At 63.2% G+C, this 15,441-nt stretch carries 12 protein-coding genes and 1 pseudogene; 8 read left to right on the top strand and 5 right to left on the bottom strand.

Features of this window, described 5'->3' with window-relative positions:
- The first annotated feature begins 45 nt into the window (after positions 1–45).
- On the top strand, positions 46–819 hold the full coding sequence (locus N3C12_11365; protein MCX8073035.1) for a sulfite exporter TauE/SafE family protein: 774 nt from the start codon (positions 46–48) through the stop codon (positions 817–819).
- Here the strand turns inward: N3C12_11365 and N3C12_11360 are convergent.
- Together N3C12_11360 and N3C12_11355 are read right to left on the bottom strand one after the other, a co-directional pair.
- Complete coding sequence (locus N3C12_11360) at positions 816–1,934, bottom strand: acyl-CoA/acyl-ACP dehydrogenase (protein ID MCX8073034.1); 1,119 nt, start codon at positions 1,932–1,934, stop codon at positions 816–818. The genes N3C12_11365 and N3C12_11360 overlap by 4 nt on opposite strands.
- 52 nt (positions 1,935–1,986) lie before the next feature.
- On the bottom strand, positions 1,987–3,216 hold the full coding sequence (locus N3C12_11355; protein MCX8073033.1) for an acyl-CoA dehydrogenase family protein: 1,230 nt from the start codon (positions 3,214–3,216) through the stop codon (positions 1,987–1,989).
- Between the two features lie 515 nt (positions 3,217–3,731).
- On the opposite strand from N3C12_11355, the gene N3C12_11350 reads away from it, so the two are divergent.
- The 4 genes and pseudogenes from N3C12_11350 to nadA all read left to right on the top strand — a co-directional run bounded on the left by N3C12_11350 (position 3,732) and on the right by nadA (position 8,363).
- A complete protein-coding gene (locus tag N3C12_11350) occupies positions 3,732–5,579 on the top strand; it encodes a hypothetical protein (protein MCX8073032.1) in 1,848 nt (615 codons plus the stop codon).
- Between the two features lie 137 nt (positions 5,580–5,716).
- Entirely contained in the window at positions 5,717–6,637 is a 921-nt protein-coding gene (locus N3C12_11345) for a class I SAM-dependent methyltransferase (GenBank protein MCX8073031.1), read from the top strand.
- A 44-nt stretch (positions 6,638–6,681) separates the two neighbouring features.
- Positions 6,682–7,284, top strand: a pseudogene (locus N3C12_11340) (CDP-alcohol phosphatidyltransferase family protein).
- A 77-nt stretch (positions 7,285–7,361) separates the two neighbouring features.
- Positions 7,362–8,363 carry a quinolinate synthase NadA gene (nadA, locus tag N3C12_11335; protein MCX8073030.1) on the top strand — a complete coding sequence of 334 codons (1,002 nt, stop codon included), beginning with the start codon at positions 7,362–7,364 and terminating at the stop codon, positions 8,361–8,363.
- Positions 8,364–8,407: 44 nt separating this feature from the next.
- Here the strand turns inward: nadA and N3C12_11330 are convergent, their stop codons facing one another.
- Entirely contained in the window at positions 8,408–9,934 is a 1,527-nt protein-coding gene (locus N3C12_11330; protein ID MCX8073029.1) for a PAS domain-containing protein, read from the bottom strand.
- Between the two features lie 201 nt (positions 9,935–10,135).
- On the opposite strand from N3C12_11330, the gene N3C12_11325 reads away from it, so the two are divergent.
- Positions 10,136–11,362, top strand: a complete 1,227-nt coding sequence (locus tag N3C12_11325) for a GNAT family N-acetyltransferase (protein ID MCX8073028.1) — start codon at positions 10,136–10,138, stop codon at positions 11,360–11,362.
- 24 nt (positions 11,363–11,386) lie between these two features.
- A complete protein-coding gene (locus N3C12_11320) occupies positions 11,387–12,226 on the top strand; it encodes a pantothenate kinase (protein MCX8073027.1) in 840 nt (279 codons plus the stop codon).
- A gap of 702 nt (positions 12,227–12,928) precedes the next feature.
- Here the strand turns inward: N3C12_11320 and N3C12_11315 are convergent.
- Both N3C12_11315 and N3C12_11310 read right to left on the bottom strand, forming a co-directional pair.
- Complete coding sequence (locus N3C12_11315) at positions 12,929–13,396, bottom strand: hypothetical protein (protein ID MCX8073026.1); 468 nt, start codon at positions 13,394–13,396, stop codon at positions 12,929–12,931.
- Between the two features lie 66 nt (positions 13,397–13,462).
- Positions 13,463–13,897, bottom strand: a complete 435-nt coding sequence (locus tag N3C12_11310; GenBank protein ID MCX8073025.1) for a hypothetical protein — start codon at positions 13,895–13,897, stop codon at positions 13,463–13,465.
- Between the two features lie 187 nt (positions 13,898–14,084).
- Here N3C12_11310 and N3C12_11305 point away from each other — a divergent pair, with 187 nt between their 5' ends.
- Positions 14,085–15,074 carry a hypothetical protein gene (locus N3C12_11305; GenBank protein MCX8073024.1) on the top strand — a complete coding sequence of 330 codons (990 nt, stop codon included), beginning with the start codon at positions 14,085–14,087 and terminating at the stop codon, positions 15,072–15,074.
- Positions 15,075–15,441 lie beyond the last annotated feature (367 nt).

The following is a 15,441-nucleotide window of genomic DNA, read 5'->3' as shown; positions in this document are numbered from 1 at the left end:
TCTGTCGTTGGTTGCGACTCCCCTGATTAACCCGGAATGGCCTTATTGGCGGAGCTCGTTTTCGATTCCCTCGTTCTTTTGCTTGCCGGCACCGTACGCGGCTTTAGCGGGTTTGGCTTTGCGCTTGTGGCTGTGAGTGGGCTTGCGCTCCTCCATCCGCCTGCCGAGGTCGTGCCCGCAATTTTGTGTTTGGAGATTTTTGCGAGCATTCACTTGCTGCCGGGTGTTTGGTCGCAAGTGCACTGGCCGTCGATTCTGTGGCTGGGGGTCGGCATGGTTGTCGGCACGGCGCCAGGGGTGTGGTTGCTCGCCCACGCTTCCCCAAGCGCCCTGCGTTTGTGGGTATCGTTGGCAGTCCTCTTTGCCGCGGCCACGCTCACGCGCGAGCAGTCTCGTCCCCGGGCCCGGGGATTCTGGGTGCAACTGCTTGCGGGTTTTTGCTCGGGGGTGTTGAACGCAAGCGCCTCGGTCGGGGGTCCGCCCGTGATTCTCTACTACTTGAACGCGTCTGGTTCTGCGGCCGCCATCCGCGCTTCGCTGATTGCGTTCTTTGTCGTTGCCGACAGTGTTTCGCTTGCCGCCATGGCGGGAACCGGACTTTTGACGCCGCGGGTGGGGTTGCTCGCGCTCCTTTGGATCGTGCCGGCATTGGCCGGCGTCAGCCTCGGGCGGCTGATGTTCGAACGCCACGGAGCGAGACATTATCGTCGCGCCGTGGTGGTCTTACTCGTCGCACTCGCGATTTTAGGGGCCGGACGCGCTGCTTGGGAATGGCTTGCGCCCGAGCAACGCGCCCAAACCGAGGGACGGAACTTTTAGAGGCCGATCAGGCCTGCCAGTTTGTCGCGATGGTGCACGGCATCGCCAAAGAGCAGGGCGCTGCTCTTGGCCCGTTTGAAGTACAAGTGGGCGGAGTGCTCCCAAGTGAACCCCATCCCGCCATGCACTTGGATGGTGTCGTTGGCCACTTGGAAAAAAGCATCGGAGCAATACGCCTTGGCCATGCGCGCGGCCACGGGAAGCTCGGCGACGTCCGCTTCGGCGGCGCGGAAAGCTGCGTGGTAGGCGGCCGATTTGGCGAACTCCACCGCCACGAGCATATCCGCGCAGCGATGTTTAATCGCCTGGAACGAGCCAATCGGCCGCCCAAACTGCCACCGCGTTTTGGCATGCTGGGTGGACATGTCGAGGCACTGTTGAGCCCCGCCCACTTGTTCTGCCGACAAGGCTACCAATCCGAGCAAGAACGCACGCTCGATCTGCGCTTGCATGTCATCGCCCGCAGCGATGCACTCTGCCGGGGTTTTGCGGAAGCGGATGCGGGCGAGCTTGCGGGTGAGATCCAAGGTGGGGAGCAGCTCCCGCTGCACACCATCGGCGTCGCCGCGGACACGAAACAAGGACAAGCCCGCGTCGCCCTGCGCGACCACCAGGAGTTCATCGGCGATGTGGCCATCGATGACAGCGGTTTTCTCGCCCGTCAATGTCCACCCGCTCGGGGTGCGACGGGCCTTGAAGCGCACCTCGCCTGGCTCCCAAATCCCCGGCGCCTCGGCTAACGCCACCGCAACAATCTTCTCGCCGCTGGCGATTTGCGGTAGCAATTCTTGTTTTGCCTCGTCGTTCCCAGCTTCCACCAGCAAGCTCACGGCTTGGACGGCGGTGGAGAAATACGGTGCGCAAAACAGGAAGCGCCCCATTTCTTCGAGCGCAATCGCGAGTTCCACCGGGCCCAAACCGCTACCGCCAAATTGCTCGGGAACGATCAACGCCGTAAGGCCCAGTTGGCCTGCAAGTTGTTGCCAGGTGGCGCGATCGAAGCCCTCGTCGGTCACCATTAAGCGGCGCACGGTGGCTTCGTCGGAACGGTCTTGCAAAAAGCGGCGAACGGTTTGCCGCAGTTCTTCATGCTCTGGGGTAAATGCGAAATCCATTGGTTCTCCCTCGCTGGTCTTTTGGTTGCGTGGTCGGAGGGCAACGAGTGCCTCATCCGCCGCGCGGGATATCCTTCCAAGGAATGCCTTTGTCCGTGCGCGGCTCACCAGGTAGCCCGAGCACGCGCTCACCGAGGATGTTACGCATGATCTCCGATGTACCGCCCTCGATGGAGTTGGCCCGGGAGCGGAGGAACTGATACTTCGCCAACAACACCTTGTCGCGCCGCTCCTCGTGGGCCGGGCGCCGCAAGGTGTAGCCCGGCTCGTACACCAAGGCATCCTCGCCGAGGACGTCCATGCAGCATTCCCAAATCTTCTTGTAAAGCTCTGCTTGTGCGAGCTTACCCACGGAACCTTCCGGCCCAGGGTTCCCGGCACGCATCATTTCCCGTGCCCGCAAGGCGGTAAGCCGGAGTAACTCGGATTCTGTGTACAAGCGCGCGATTCGATCGCGCAGCACTGCGGCTTCGCTCTTGCTCAGCCGCTTTGCCGGCCCCGATTTCCAAATTTGCATGAGCACTTGGATGGGCCCCCCGCCTTTTTGCGTGGATCCGCCCCCCAAAGCGGTCCGCTCGTTCATCAGCGTCGTAATCGCTACTTGCCAGCCCTGTCCTTCCTTGCCGAGCATGTAGCGGTGCGGAATCCGCACGTCGTTCAAGAACACTTCGTTAAACTCCGCTTCGCCCGTAATCTGGTACAAGGGGCGCACTTCTACCCCGGGAGAATGCATGTCCAGCAGGAAATACGAGAGCCCCTCGTGCTTCGGCACATCTGGGTTGGTGCGGGCAACAAGCAAACCCCACTTGGCCACGTGTGCTAAGGTGGTCCAAACCTTTTGGCCGTTCACCACCCAATCGTCGCCATCGCGCACGGCGCGAGTGGCTAAGCCAGCGACATCGGAGCCAGCCCCGGGCTCGCTAAACAGCTGGCACCAGATTTCCTCGCCGGTAAAGCACTTGCGCAACAGCGCCTGCTTGAGCTCCTCAGAACCGTAGGTCATCAACGTGGGAGCCCCCATGCCAATGCCGATCGGGTTGATGGCCAAGTCGTCGTAAACGGTTTCGACGTCTTTGCGGAGCTCGTCGGCCACGATTGCCTGCATCTTCGGATTGATCCCAAGGCCGCCATAGCCCTCGGGGAAGTGCACCCAGGCGAGGCCGTGGTCGTACTGAGCACCGCGAAAGGTGAACATATCGACCTTGTCGGGGTGGACTTCGGCTTTGAGCCGGCGAACCCGTTCGCGCAGTTCCTCTTCGGTCATCGGTCGGTACTGGGACATCGATTACCTCCTTTTCGATCGTCGAGCGCCGCTGCACCGTGCAGCGGCAAGGGCGGAACGCCACCTGCACATTACGCCACGGCGCCTCGCGCTTGGCGGACTTTCTTTTTGCCAAAATGCAAGGGAAATGCGAGGGGGGGCGGCGGGATTGCCGGGGGTACGGCAGCGCGCTTTCGAAGGTCGGGTTCCTCACAATGGTAGGAACATCGGTGAACCCTTCTTGTTGAAGCGGTGCCGCGCTCGGACTCCACTTGGAGCGATGCCAATAGGCATCTTTCCGCGGGCCATTGTCGGGGCGGCTTTTGCGCCGCGTTTTCTCGTCCTTTCTTCCTTCGGTCGATTGCGAGCTCGGTTCGGTACGGGCCAGGGCCGAGCCATGGAAGCGGGAACGAAGAGTCGGGGTACCCCTTGATCAACCGGCCACTGGCTGCGGGCTCCCATGGAAACGGCAGGGCTCACCTGCCCCGGGGAATCGTGCGGCGCGCGGGTTCGCTAGTTGCCCACGGCGAGAATCCGTGGGTAGAGTGCGTCTTCTGCGTATGGATCGTTCCGCTTGGCGCTGGCGATGTTGGGGTGTGTTGTTGTGGGCGGTGGTCTTAGCAAGCGCTGCGAGGGCGCCGGCCAACGCCTTGGGGTGCCCGGGAGCGGAGGGGGAGGAGGATCTCGCGGCTCTTGCGCAGCTCCTATTCCGCGATTGGTTTGGCACCGCGTGCGTGACGCCTGACCAAAATCTCGATGGTCGAGTGTCGGCGGCAGATTTGAGCCAAGCAATTTTGCACACCGCCGCTCCGCCGCGTGGACCCGTGGTGACCTTCCTCGGCCTCAGCACTGCCGATGGTCGCCTGGTCACCCCGTCCGGGCAACTCGACGGGCTCCCGGTGTTCCAACGGGCGTCCGGCTCCGGCTTCCAACTCGTTGTCGAAGGGCGCTCCGGCATGAGCGGATCTCCAGTGGGCATCGCCACTTTCCAGAGCGATCCGTTTACCGATCGCCGGCCTGACCTGCAGGTTCTGTTCAACCGCCCGCTCGGTGACGGCAGCCCGGCCGTTTGTTCCGGCGGCGTGCCCGCCGTCGTGCCGCCCGATTTTCGCCCCGGCCAGGCGGTGTCCGACGCACTGAACGACATCGGATGCAACTTTTCCCTTGGGTCGCTCAGTGCTTGTGTGGTAAACGCCTTCGGACAGCCGGCCCTGGCGGCGAGCAACAGCCAGATTCAGTTTTGCGCCACCATTGCGCGCACGCTTGCCTTCCCAGCGGGCGACACGATCGTGACCGTACGCCTGCGCGACGTGCGCGGCGAGCTGGGTCGGGCCCGGCAAATCCTGGTTCGCGTTGGCGAGGTTCCACTGTCGCCTACCGCGCCCCCTTCGCCACCGGCCCCCACCGCCACCGGCGTGCCGCCTACGGTGGCTCTCACTCCCCTGCGAACGGCAACCTCGACTCCAACGGCGACGCCAAGCGTGAGCCCCGCTCCGCCGCACACCGCCACGCGCATGCCCACCCGGACCGCGCTGCCATCGGCCAGTGCGAGCGCCACGAGTACGCGCTCGCCGACGGTGCGCACGCCCACGGCCTCGCCGTCGCCAACACGTACCCTTGCGGCAACGCTAACACTCTCTCCAACCGCCACCTCCGCGAGCGCAACTCCGCCGCGCACGCGCACGCCAACGGTGACCCGGAGCAGCACACCCACCGCCACAGGCACGTTGCTGGTGGCAAGTCCAACGCCCACGCGCACACGATCGGCAACGCGCACCCCCACCGCGAGCGTGGCGCCCGCTAGTGGCCCGATTGTTACCTTTCTCGGGATCACGCGCGCTGACGATACACTGATTGCGCCCACGGGTGTCACCGCGGACGGGATTCCCATTTTCGAGCGCCCCACGGGCGCCGGCTTCAATATTGTGGTCGAGGGGCGTCCGGGGACGAGCAATGTTCCCGTGGGAAGCGTGACCTTTCGCGAAAACGGCCCGCCGGATGTGCAGGTATTCGTCTCCCGCCCACTCGGCGATGGCAGCGCGGCGGTTTGCGATCGTTTGCCTCCCCGGGCCGGAGGAGTACCGGCTGTAGACCCGCCGGTTTTTAGCGACGCGGCTGAAGTCATCAATGCGCTCAACGACCTCGGCTGTCGCTTTTTGGACGGGGGCGGCCAACCGCGCGGGCGGGGGCGAACCGATGCTTGTGTGCTCAAGCCGGACGGCGGCTTTGACTTTGTCGTTAGTAGTTCGACCATCCAATTCTGCGGTTTTATTGACGTGGCCACGCGGTTTCCGCCTGGCGAAGTCCGCATCACCGTCCGCCTGCGCGACGAAAGCGGGCAGACGGGACCGATTGCACAAATGATCCTGCGCATTCAATCGTGAGGTTGCCTACCATTACCTGGCGCGTGCAGAACCTTGGCCACCGCACCATGGCGCCCTGCAAAATCGCTCGGGGAGGTTGAGGCCAGAGCGGATCCTCTTGTTTCCAAACGGAACGGGGCAGGAGTAAACTCTGGCCCATGGACGAGTACACCCAGCGCACCCGGGCCTGGCTCGAGCAGATTTACTCCGGGCCACCGCCTGGCTTCGGGGACTACGTGCCGCACAGCCCCATTGGTGGGCTTTCGTTCCGCGCGCGGTATCTCGGCACGTATGCGCACTTGTATGCCATCCTGCGCCGTCTGCGCCATTATTCCTTTCGTTCGGCTCTCGATGTGGGTGCGGGCGAGGGATTTCTTGCACAGCTCGTTACCGAGATCTTCGGTGCTCGCTGTTTTGCCACGGATCTCGCCTTACACGCTTGCCGGCGAGCCCGGGAGCGGGTGGAACACGTAGTCTGTGCGCATGCCTTAGAGCTCCCCTTTAAGGACAATTGCGTGGATGTGGTGATCTCGGTCAATACTCTGGAACACATCCGCCCGATTCACGAGGCCGTGGAGGAGCTTGAGCGGGTTGCTCGTCACTTGCTCGTTGTGGCGTTGCCGCATGCACGCATGGGTCAGGCGCCGGAACCGCCTACTGAGCCGCACGCCCACGTGAGCCTCCTCACGCGAGCACAAATGCAAACCCTGTTCGGCGCGCGCGCCCAAATCTTTCCGAGCTTGAGTCGGCTGGTGCGTCCGCTCTACGCGCTCGTCGCCGAAGATGACGTGCGCGAGCAACCGCGCTACCGCTGGCTCGCCCGCCCACCGTGGAACGCTGTGTATCGGCTGGCTCGGAGCCTCGGGTATATCCTGCCGCGCCGGTTCTTGCTTCGCTGGCTTTGCCGGATCGAATATGCAGCCGCACAACTGTTTCCGTGGTGGACTTATGAATCCATCGTCATCATCGAGCTAGACTCTGGGCAGCCGCCCGAGCGTCGCATCGGGGAGAGGGAAATTTTGCTGCGGCTGCTCGCACCCGCACGCCCCGCCAGGAACGCACCGGCGGCGCGCAATTGACCTGCGCCGAGGCGCAGGCAACCTAGCGGTACGAGTCCCTTGCCATGACCCAGGCTCGCCGGTTCGATTTGCTCCGCAGCTTGCAACCCTCCGATGTCGTCACCTTGGCTCCCGGCGGGTGTGGCGTTGCTGCGTTGTTTCAAGCGATTCGTTTCGTCGAGGACGGAAACCCCGCTCACCTGTGGATTGCCTGTGCCTTGATCCCGGTGGCGCTCGTGCTCGACGTGGTCGACGGGTGGCTCGCGCGCAAGCGGCAAGCGAGTCCTATCCTCGGTCGCGAGTTGGATTCGTTGTCAGACTTACTTTCCTTCGGTGCCGGGCCCGCAGCCATCGCGTATGCAGTGGGTCTGCGCGGTGCTGCCGATCAAGCGGTGTTGATCTTTTTTGCCCTTTTTGGCCTGGCGCGTTAGGCACGGTACAACATCAGTGCTGAGCAGTTGGCCGACATCCGTGGCAAGGTTCCTTATTATGAGGGCACACCGATTCCCGCCAGTGTGGTTCCGCTCGCGATTACGCTGGGCGCGTATGTCCAGGATGCGATGGGTGCACTCCCGATCGCTGGCGTGACCTTAGACTGGCCGAGCTTGCTTTTCGCCCTGTCCGGCAGCCTCATGATCAGCAAACGACTACGGATTCCGAAGCCTTGAACGCCGAGCGGTGGCCGCACCCATTGGGGAAATCGCTGGGTCACGCTACAAAGTCGCGATAACAAACGGGATCGATTATGGAACGGCACGCAACTCTCGCGGAGGAACTCCACCAAAAACTCGCGCCCACGCACCCCGGCTATTACGACCTCGATACCTGCCGTCATCTGGCCGAAGTGGTGGTGCAAATCCGTGCGCTCAAGCGAGAGCGCAACGCGGTCATCCTGGCGCACAACTACCAGCGCCCCGAGATCTTCGAGGTGGCCGATTTTATCGGCGACTCGCTCGAGCTTGCGCGGCAAGCAGCCGGCGTGGAAGCCGATGTGATTGTGTTTTGCGGTGTGCACTTCATGGCCGAGACGGCAAAGATCCTGAACCCAAAGAAGACCGTGCTGCTTCCGGATCTGCGTGCGGGCTGCTCGCTTGCGGACAGTGTGACGGCCGACGAAGTCGTCGAGCGCCGCGATGAACTCAAGGCGGTGTATCCCGATCTCGCGGTGGTGGCGTACGTGAATACCACGGCAGCGGTCAAGGCTGTGGTCGACGTTTGTTGCACCTCGTCGAACGCAGCGAAAATCGTCAACCGCCTTCCGAGCGAGCACATCTTGTTCGTGCCCGACCAACACCTCGGCGAATACGTACAGCAGCACACGAACAAGACCATCCTGACTTGGAACGGCGCCTGTTACGTGCACCACCAAATCACCCCGGAAAACATTCTGAGAATCAAGGAGGCACTGCCGCACGCTCGCATCTTGGTTCACCCGGAGTGTCGCGCCGACGTGATCGCGTTGGCCGACGCTGTGCTTAGTACGAGTGGCATGGTCGATTACGCCAAGCGCAGCGAAGCCACGGAATTTGTTGTGGTCACGGAGTGCGGCCTCTCCGATCGGTTGTTTCTCGAGGTGCCGGAGAAAAAGTTTTACAAGGCGTGCAAGCTGTGCCAGTTCATGAAAATGATCACCCTCGACCGTACCCTGTGGTCGCTGCAAACCATGCAGCACGAAATCGTGCTGGACGAGGAGGTCCGCCGCGGCGCAGAGCGCTCGCTGCGACGCATGCTCGAGCTCAGTGCGTGAGCCGACGCACGTTGCCGCTCGCTTGCGAGGATTCCCGCGGGTGCTTACCGCGGGCCGACAAACCCGGTCGGGGGCGTCGGCCAGGCGGGCCCGTGCTGGGGCAGGTCTATGTGAAACGTGACTCCGCGTGGCTCCCGCGGCTCGAAGGCAATCCTTCCGCCGTGCGCTTCGACGATTTGCCGGACGATGGGTAATCCTAACCCGGTTCCATAGGGCTTGGTGGTCTCGAACAAGCGAAACGGATCGATATGGGAGGCGATGCCCGGACCGTCGTCGGCCACCGAGATCCGCACTCGCTCTGAACCCACCGGCGCCGAACGGAGCCAGATGGTTCCTGGTCCGCGGTCGATGGCCTCGATGGCGTTCTTGACCAAGTTATCCATAACCCGCCGCAGCTGCTCGGCGTCTGCCCGAATCACCGGGAGATCGGGAGACAACTCGCCCACCAAGCCAATGTCGCGCGATCGTGCGACGGGTCGCCACTGAGCGATGCAGTCGCCCAGGAATGCGCGCAGCCGGAGTGGTTGCAGCTCTAAGCGCTGCTCGCGGGCAAAGTCTTTAAATTCCCGTAGCAAGGCGTCCAAGCGCTGCACCTCGGCCAGGAGCCGGCCGAGCGACTGGACCAGACTCGCCACCGGGCGGTTCGGATCGCGGGCGGCGCGGCGCAACAAGAGCTGCACCTGCATGGACAAGCCAGCGATGGGGTTCGCTAAGTCATGCAAAATTTGCGCGGTAATTGCGCCCACATCGGCCAGACGCTCGCGCTGCTGCGCCGAGCGTTGCAACTCCTTGAGGCTTTCCAAAGCACGTCGTTCTTCCGTGACATCCACAGCCACGCCGCCGATGAGCACGACCTCGCCGCTGGCTGACAGAATGGGAAACTTGGTTGCCAGCCAATAGTGCAAGCCATCGGCTTGCGGCACGCGCTCGGTGGTTTGCACCACGCTCCGCCGCTCGAGCACGGCTGCGTCGCTCGCTCGGAGTTGCTCCACCACCTCCGCCGGCCACACCTCAGCATCGCGCTTTCCAACGTACGCATCGGGCGGCTTCCCAAAATGGCGCTCGAACGTGGGGCTCACGTACACATAGCGACCCGCAGGATCTTTCATGTACGCCACTCCGGGCAAATGCTCCATGAACGCGGCAAAGCGATCGCGGCACTCGGCTAGGGCTACATGCTCCGCCAGGCAAGCACTGACTTCGTGCAGCACGGCCACACGCACGGGCTCCCCCTCTGCAGCGACAACCGTCTCGCGCAAGATGGCCCGGCGCTGCTCGCCCCGACCCGTTCTCCACTCAACGAGCGCACTGGCCCCCGACCACCTCTGCAACACCTCGGCGTCGTGAATCACCCGTGCCCCTACTCGCTGCCAGAGTTCCGCCAAGGTCAGGCCGCGGCAATCAGTCCCCTGCAACCCTAGCAATGCCCCGAGCACGTCGCTGGCGAAAAGGATTTTCCCGTGATCGTCGAGGAGCCACCAGGGATCCGGGAACGCGCGCAACGCTGCCAGAGCACTATTCCGGAGGTCGAAGTGTTGCCCAGCTTGGGTTCGCGTCTCGTCGTCGCACACGCTCTTTTCCTGTTGCCAAGAGGTTGCAAAGCTAGAGTTGAAAGCAATCCGAGCGCCGGGGCTCGGGGCCCGCTCCGTGCTTTGCGTAAGCACGGCGGTTGTTGCGCTTGCAAATCCAGGGAGACGGGTTTTCCAAACTTCCGGAAGCGGAACTGTCTTGCTCGCTCAGGTGCATATTGTTTGATAGCGTTCCCGTTGCCAATGAATTGCGAAAAAGCGAACGAGCTCGCCATCGCGGATGCCGCCTGGGCTCCGGAAAAGGAGTTTTATCTCGAGGAGTTCCGTCGTCGCACCCTGGTGCTCGCCCTGCCGAGTGAAGAACTGCCCAATGAGGCTGAGGCTTTGCAGTCGCTCGTTTCGCTCGTCGACGATCTCGTGCGGAACGAAACGAGGCTCGTCTTGGTGTTGGGCAGCGCCGTGCCGCGTCGGACCCAGGCATTGCTGCAAGAAATCGCTACACGCCATCCCACTGCGGGAGCGCTTTTTGACGCAAACGGCCGCGTGGGTACACGGGTAAGCCGCGTCGATTTGCGCGGTGGTGAGCAGGAAGTCGATGCCGACTTTCTCGCGCGGGCATGGCTCAGGCTGCGCGAGCACGGCTGGTTTGTCGTCGTCACTGGAGAGGAAGACCGAGCGCGTGTGCACGATTTTGCCACGGCAATTGCGGCCAAGTTACAGGTGCACAAGCTCGTGCTCGTCGAGCCGGAGGGCGGCATTGCCGATGGCAAGGGGACGATCCTGCCCTTTATGGATGCGAGCATGCTCGACGCGGTGTTGGCGGTTGGCCAAGCCGAATGGGCCGGGCTCGGACACCGCCGCGCGCTGTTTGCCGCCGTCCGGCGTGCGCTCGCCGCCGGCGTCGGCTCTGTGAATGTGTGCTGCTTGCGCGGTTTGGCGGAAGAACTGTTCACCTACACGGGTTCGGGCACGCTGTTCACGTCATCGGACTATTGCACGGTGGAACGGCTTCGTGTCGACGATTTTCCGGAGGTGGAACGGCTGTTGGCCCGGGGCGTGCGCGAGGGCGTGCTTAAGCCCCGTTCACCGGAGGAAATTGCCCGCTTGCTTGTGCAAGCGTACGGCGCGGTTGTAGGTGCCCATCACCTGGCCGGTGTGTGCGCATTGGAAAGCGAGCGCTATCGCGCCGAGGGTGCAGGCGAAATCATCGGCCTCTACACGATCACGCGTTTCAAGGGGGAGGGCATCGGCCGCAAGCTGCTGGCACGCGTATTGGCAGACGCGCGCGCCCTTGGCCTCCGCTACGTGTTTGCGTGTACGAGTGTGCCCACCGCACAGGCATTTTTTTCCCGCGAGGGGTTTCGGGTCGTGCCCCACAGCGCCGTGCCTGCGGCGAAGTGGAGCGGGTACCCTGTAGAGCGAAAGAGAGCCGTGGTCGCTCTACGGCTCGATCTGGAGACCAGCGCTTGAAACCGACGGGAAGGAAGCGCGCGGGTGATTGTTGGAATTGACATCGGCGGTTCCACAACCGACGCGGTTCTGGACACCGCGGCGTTGCCGGTGGTGTCGGTGGAGGCGAACGATCCGACCGCTGCGGCCGCCGGTGCCCTAGGGAAGCTCGCACACGAGCTCGGGGTGGAGCTTGCCGCAGTGCACGCCATTGCTGCCACCGGCGGCGGTGCCCGCCACCTCGGCACCAACCTCTTGGGCATTCCGGTGCACAAGGTGCCGGAAATCATCGCCATCGGGGTTGGCGGGGCGAGTCTCGCGGGAAAGGAGCGTGCCTTGGTGGTCTCCCTCGGCACCGGAACAGCGATGGTGTCGGTGGAACATGATCGGGTGGAACATGTCGGGGGCACCGGGGTGGGTGGTGGCACACTGCTCGGGCTCGCAAAACACTTGTTGCAAATCTCTCGCTTGGAAACCCTCGAGCGTCTGGCTGCAGGCGGCGATTTGTCGCATGTCGATCTAACCGTGGGGGATATTGCGGGTGGCCCTGTCGGTCGCCTTCCCGCGCACGCCACTGCCAGCAACTTTGGGAAGCTCGGTGCCGATGCCCGTGCCGAGGACAAAGCTCGCGGTTTGATCAACATGATTGCCGAGGTCATCGTCTCGCTCAGCGTGTTAGCCGCACGCGCGTGCGGCCAACGGGAGATTGTGCTCACCGGAAAACTCCTTCGTGTGCGCCCGTTCGTCGAACGCGTGCTTGCCACATCGGGGCTGTTCGACTGCGAATTCCTGGTTCCGCCGCATGCTGAGTACGCCACGGCGATCGGCGCAGCTCGGCATCTTGCCGCCACTGCCAGTCGGTCGGCTGAATCGCAGGTAAGCTGAACAAGCGGCTTTTGTAGGGTGTGCGACAGACGAACGGTGGCCCTGGGCACCCGCAAGCAAACGCTCGTTGCCGCCGCTCCCCGGCGTCGAACGGGTCGTGCCCGAGGGTCAGGCCGTGAGGGAAGGGCCGAACGTACCGAACGCAATCGGGACCAACGAGGAGCGTCGCCACTCCGCCGGGAGTTTTCACGTCACTCAGAGCATTTTTGCCTCTTGGGTGAGAACAACCTCCAGGACGACTCCCCGCTCTCACGGCATCCTCACTCCGACCGTGCTTTACCCGCGCCGCTCAGAGCGCGCATTCGTTGGTTGTCGCCGGTAATCAGTTCCTCGAATAAAGAGGTTAAGATTTTTTTTCTTGCGAAACCCCTGTTCCGCTTTAATTCTGAGAGCCGTCATCAATGCATTTCATGAACCGCGCTGTTCCCAGGGGAACGGGACTGAACGGGCTGGGGTAGGGTTGGCGGAGGCAGCGTGCCTGTAAGCCCTTGGGTGCCGGCGGGAGTTCTTCCCTCGCCGGGAGCAACGCGATGGCGCGGTTCGAAGGAGTAGGTCTGTGTCCACGATGTTCGTACCGCGACTGCTGTTGGTGACTGGCAGGCGGTCTCTCGTCGCTTCCCTGGGCGCCGCTGTCCTCGTACTCGCCACAGCAAAGCCAGTGTCCGCTGCCGGCTGTTGTGCCTGCAATGCTTGTAATGCATGTTACAACAACCCCACTGGGGCTGCGCAGTGTAACACAACGTGCAATTCCCTTTGCGGCGGAAGCAGCGGCGGCACGTGGGTGGGGGGCACCGGCAACACTTGCGAGAACGGCTGTAGTGGCTTGTTTCTCACCCCCACCGCGACGCCCACGGTAACGAACACGCCGACCGTGACCCCGACGCGCACTCCCACAAATACTCCCTCGAGAACCCCGACGCCCACAAATTCTCCGAGCCCAACGACGACGCCGTCAGCGACATTTACTGCGACCTTGACCTTCACCCCGAGCGCGACTCCAACATTTACCCCTACGCTCACCCCTTCCCCCAGTGCGACGCAGACCTTCACTGCCACCCACTCGCCTACGCACACAATGACCTTCACTGGAACCTCGACTCCCACCCCCACAGCCAGCGCGAGCGCGACGCCAACCCTGACCCCAACCGCCACGCCAACCCTCAGCTTCACACCGACCCCCACGCTCTCTTTCTCACCAAGCGCAACGCCCACGTGGACCTTGACGGCGACGCCGTCTCACACGCCTTCGGCCACCCCGAGTGCGACCGGGACCCCCACGGAAACTGCCACGCACACGCCAAGCTCAACCTTTACAGCAAGTGCGCCTCCGTCCGCCACGCCCACGTTCAGCGCAACGGTCACCCCCTCTCCCACCTCCACGCCGAGCACCTCACCCACCGCCACGTTCACGGCATCGCCAACGGCCTCCTGGACCGGGTCTCCAACACCCACAGCCTCTAGCTCGTTCACGCCAACTGTAACCCCGACGGCCACGCCCTCGTTCTCCCCATCGCCGACCCCTTCTCCTTCACCTACCGCAGGCCTCGTGTTCTCTCCGTCGCCTACGTCCGGAGGTGGCGGCGGTGGCAGCAGTTTCACGAGAACGCCAACACCGAGCCGCACCCCCATTCCCACACGCACGGACACGCCCACCCGCACCGCGCCGCCCACCAGCACTCCGACGCCAACCTACACGCCGAGCCGCACAGCGACGGGCACTCCCACGCCGACTGCGGCGGGCACACGTACTCTGCCACCAACTCCATCGCCGTCGCCGACGTTGACACCCGCCTTACCGGATGATTGTCAAATCCGCCTGAGCAAGACCCACGTCGGCCTAGCGAGTCCTGGTGGGCGCGTGAGTTACGTGCTTCGCTGGAGCAACCCTTGTCGCACTTCATTCAACGATGTTGTGCTGGAAGATTCGCTGCCGGAGCCACTGCAACTGCTGCGCGTCGCTAGCGATGCTGTGATCACGACCGACGGGCGCAGGGTGTGGCTCCACCTGGATCGCTTTGATAAAGGACCCGCAGGCCTGGCAACCATTGATGTGAGTTTGCCTGCCGATCTCGGCCCGGGCCAAGTCTTGCTGAACACCGCTCGCCTGTACAACGGCACGCAGCTGCTTGCGGAGGCAATCGATCCGCTGGTCGTGAGCGTAACCACGTCCGGTCGCTTGAGTTGTGCTCTCCGAGCGCAAGTGTACGCTCGCCCTGGCACGCCAATTCGGTACGCTGCGCGGTACAAAAACGCGGGAACGAGCAACACCCTGACCGTGTCGTTGCCGGAGATCGGCTTTTCCCCAATCGCCTTTGTGCCCCCGCCAGACACGGTTGCAGGCTCCGTGGTCGAGTACCGGAATCTCTATCGCACCGCAGGCATGGTACGGATCGATGGTAGCGTGAGCTCGAGCGTGGCGGACGGCACGGTTTTGTACTCGTGGGCAAGCATTGAGGACCCAGCGGGCAATGCGGCTGTGTGCGAACACCGCTCGGTGGTGCGGTCACAGGAACGCCTCAGCGTGTTTCTCAAGGGGCCCAGCAAATGGCGGATGTCGCAAAGCGCCACCTTACTCGCGCGTTACAATGGGGCGACCGCGAACAATGAACTCGTGATTGTTTTACCGCGCGAAATTACGCTCCTCAGTGCCTGGCCTCCGCCCTCGAGCGTGGAGGATCACGTTTTGCGGTTCGCCAATTTGCCGGTACCGTCGGGCAAGGTGCGACTCAAGCTGCAGGTGAACACGACTTTGCCCTTGCCTTCCGCGCTGACACTAGGGGCGACCATGACGGATGACTCCGGCTTGGTTGCCGAGGCGAGCACGTCTGTGGCCCTGATTCCTCAATGAGCTGTTCACACCGCACCGCGGGGGCACGCAAGGTGTGCGCTGCCCCCGCGGTGCGATTTTGGTTTCTCGCGTTGCTCCCGCCCCTCGTTTGCCGGGGGTTGCCCCACCGGGGCCTGCGGAAAGGACCTGCGCTTCGACATCACATGGCTGCTCATGTGGAGCGGCAGTACAGCTTCAGCCGGGTTAACGATGCTACCGTGGCGGGCACGCCGTGTGCCGTTCCTCCCACCGGCACAAGTAGCGCTGCTCTGCGACTACGGATGGTGTGGCGCAACTCGCCACAGGGAGTACCGGGCAACCTGCGCTGGCACGGGCGAGGACGCCCACGAATTCGCTGCCGGCATCCATCGGAACCGCCGGGCAGGGC

Source organism: Candidatus Binatia bacterium, assembly GCA_026415395.1.
In the GTDB taxonomy this organism is placed as follows: Bacteria; Desulfobacterota; Binatia; order HRBIN30; family HRBIN30; genus HRBIN30.
Note: the sequence above shows the minus strand (reverse complement) of the source record. Positions and strands in the feature narration are given on the sequence as shown.

What these genes read in the sequence shown, in the direction of transcription:
- nadA (MCX8073030.1), top strand. Translation starts at nt 7,362, where the DNA reads ATGGAACGGCACGCAACTCTCGCGGAGGAACTCCACCAAAAACTCGCG.
- N3C12_11325 (MCX8073028.1), top strand. Translation starts at nt 10,136, where the DNA reads ATGAATTGCGAAAAAGCGAACGAGCTCGCCATCGCGGATGCCGCCTGG.
- N3C12_11345 (MCX8073031.1), top strand. Translation starts at nt 5,717, where the DNA reads ATGGACGAGTACACCCAGCGCACCCGGGCCTGGCTCGAGCAGATTTAC.
- N3C12_11360 (MCX8073034.1), bottom strand. Translation starts at nt 1,934, where the DNA reads ATGGATTTCGCATTTACCCCAGAGCATGAAGAACTGCGGCAAACCGTT.
- N3C12_11355 (MCX8073033.1), bottom strand. Translation starts at nt 3,216, where the DNA reads ATGTCCCAGTACCGACCGATGACCGAAGAGGAACTGCGCGAACGGGTT.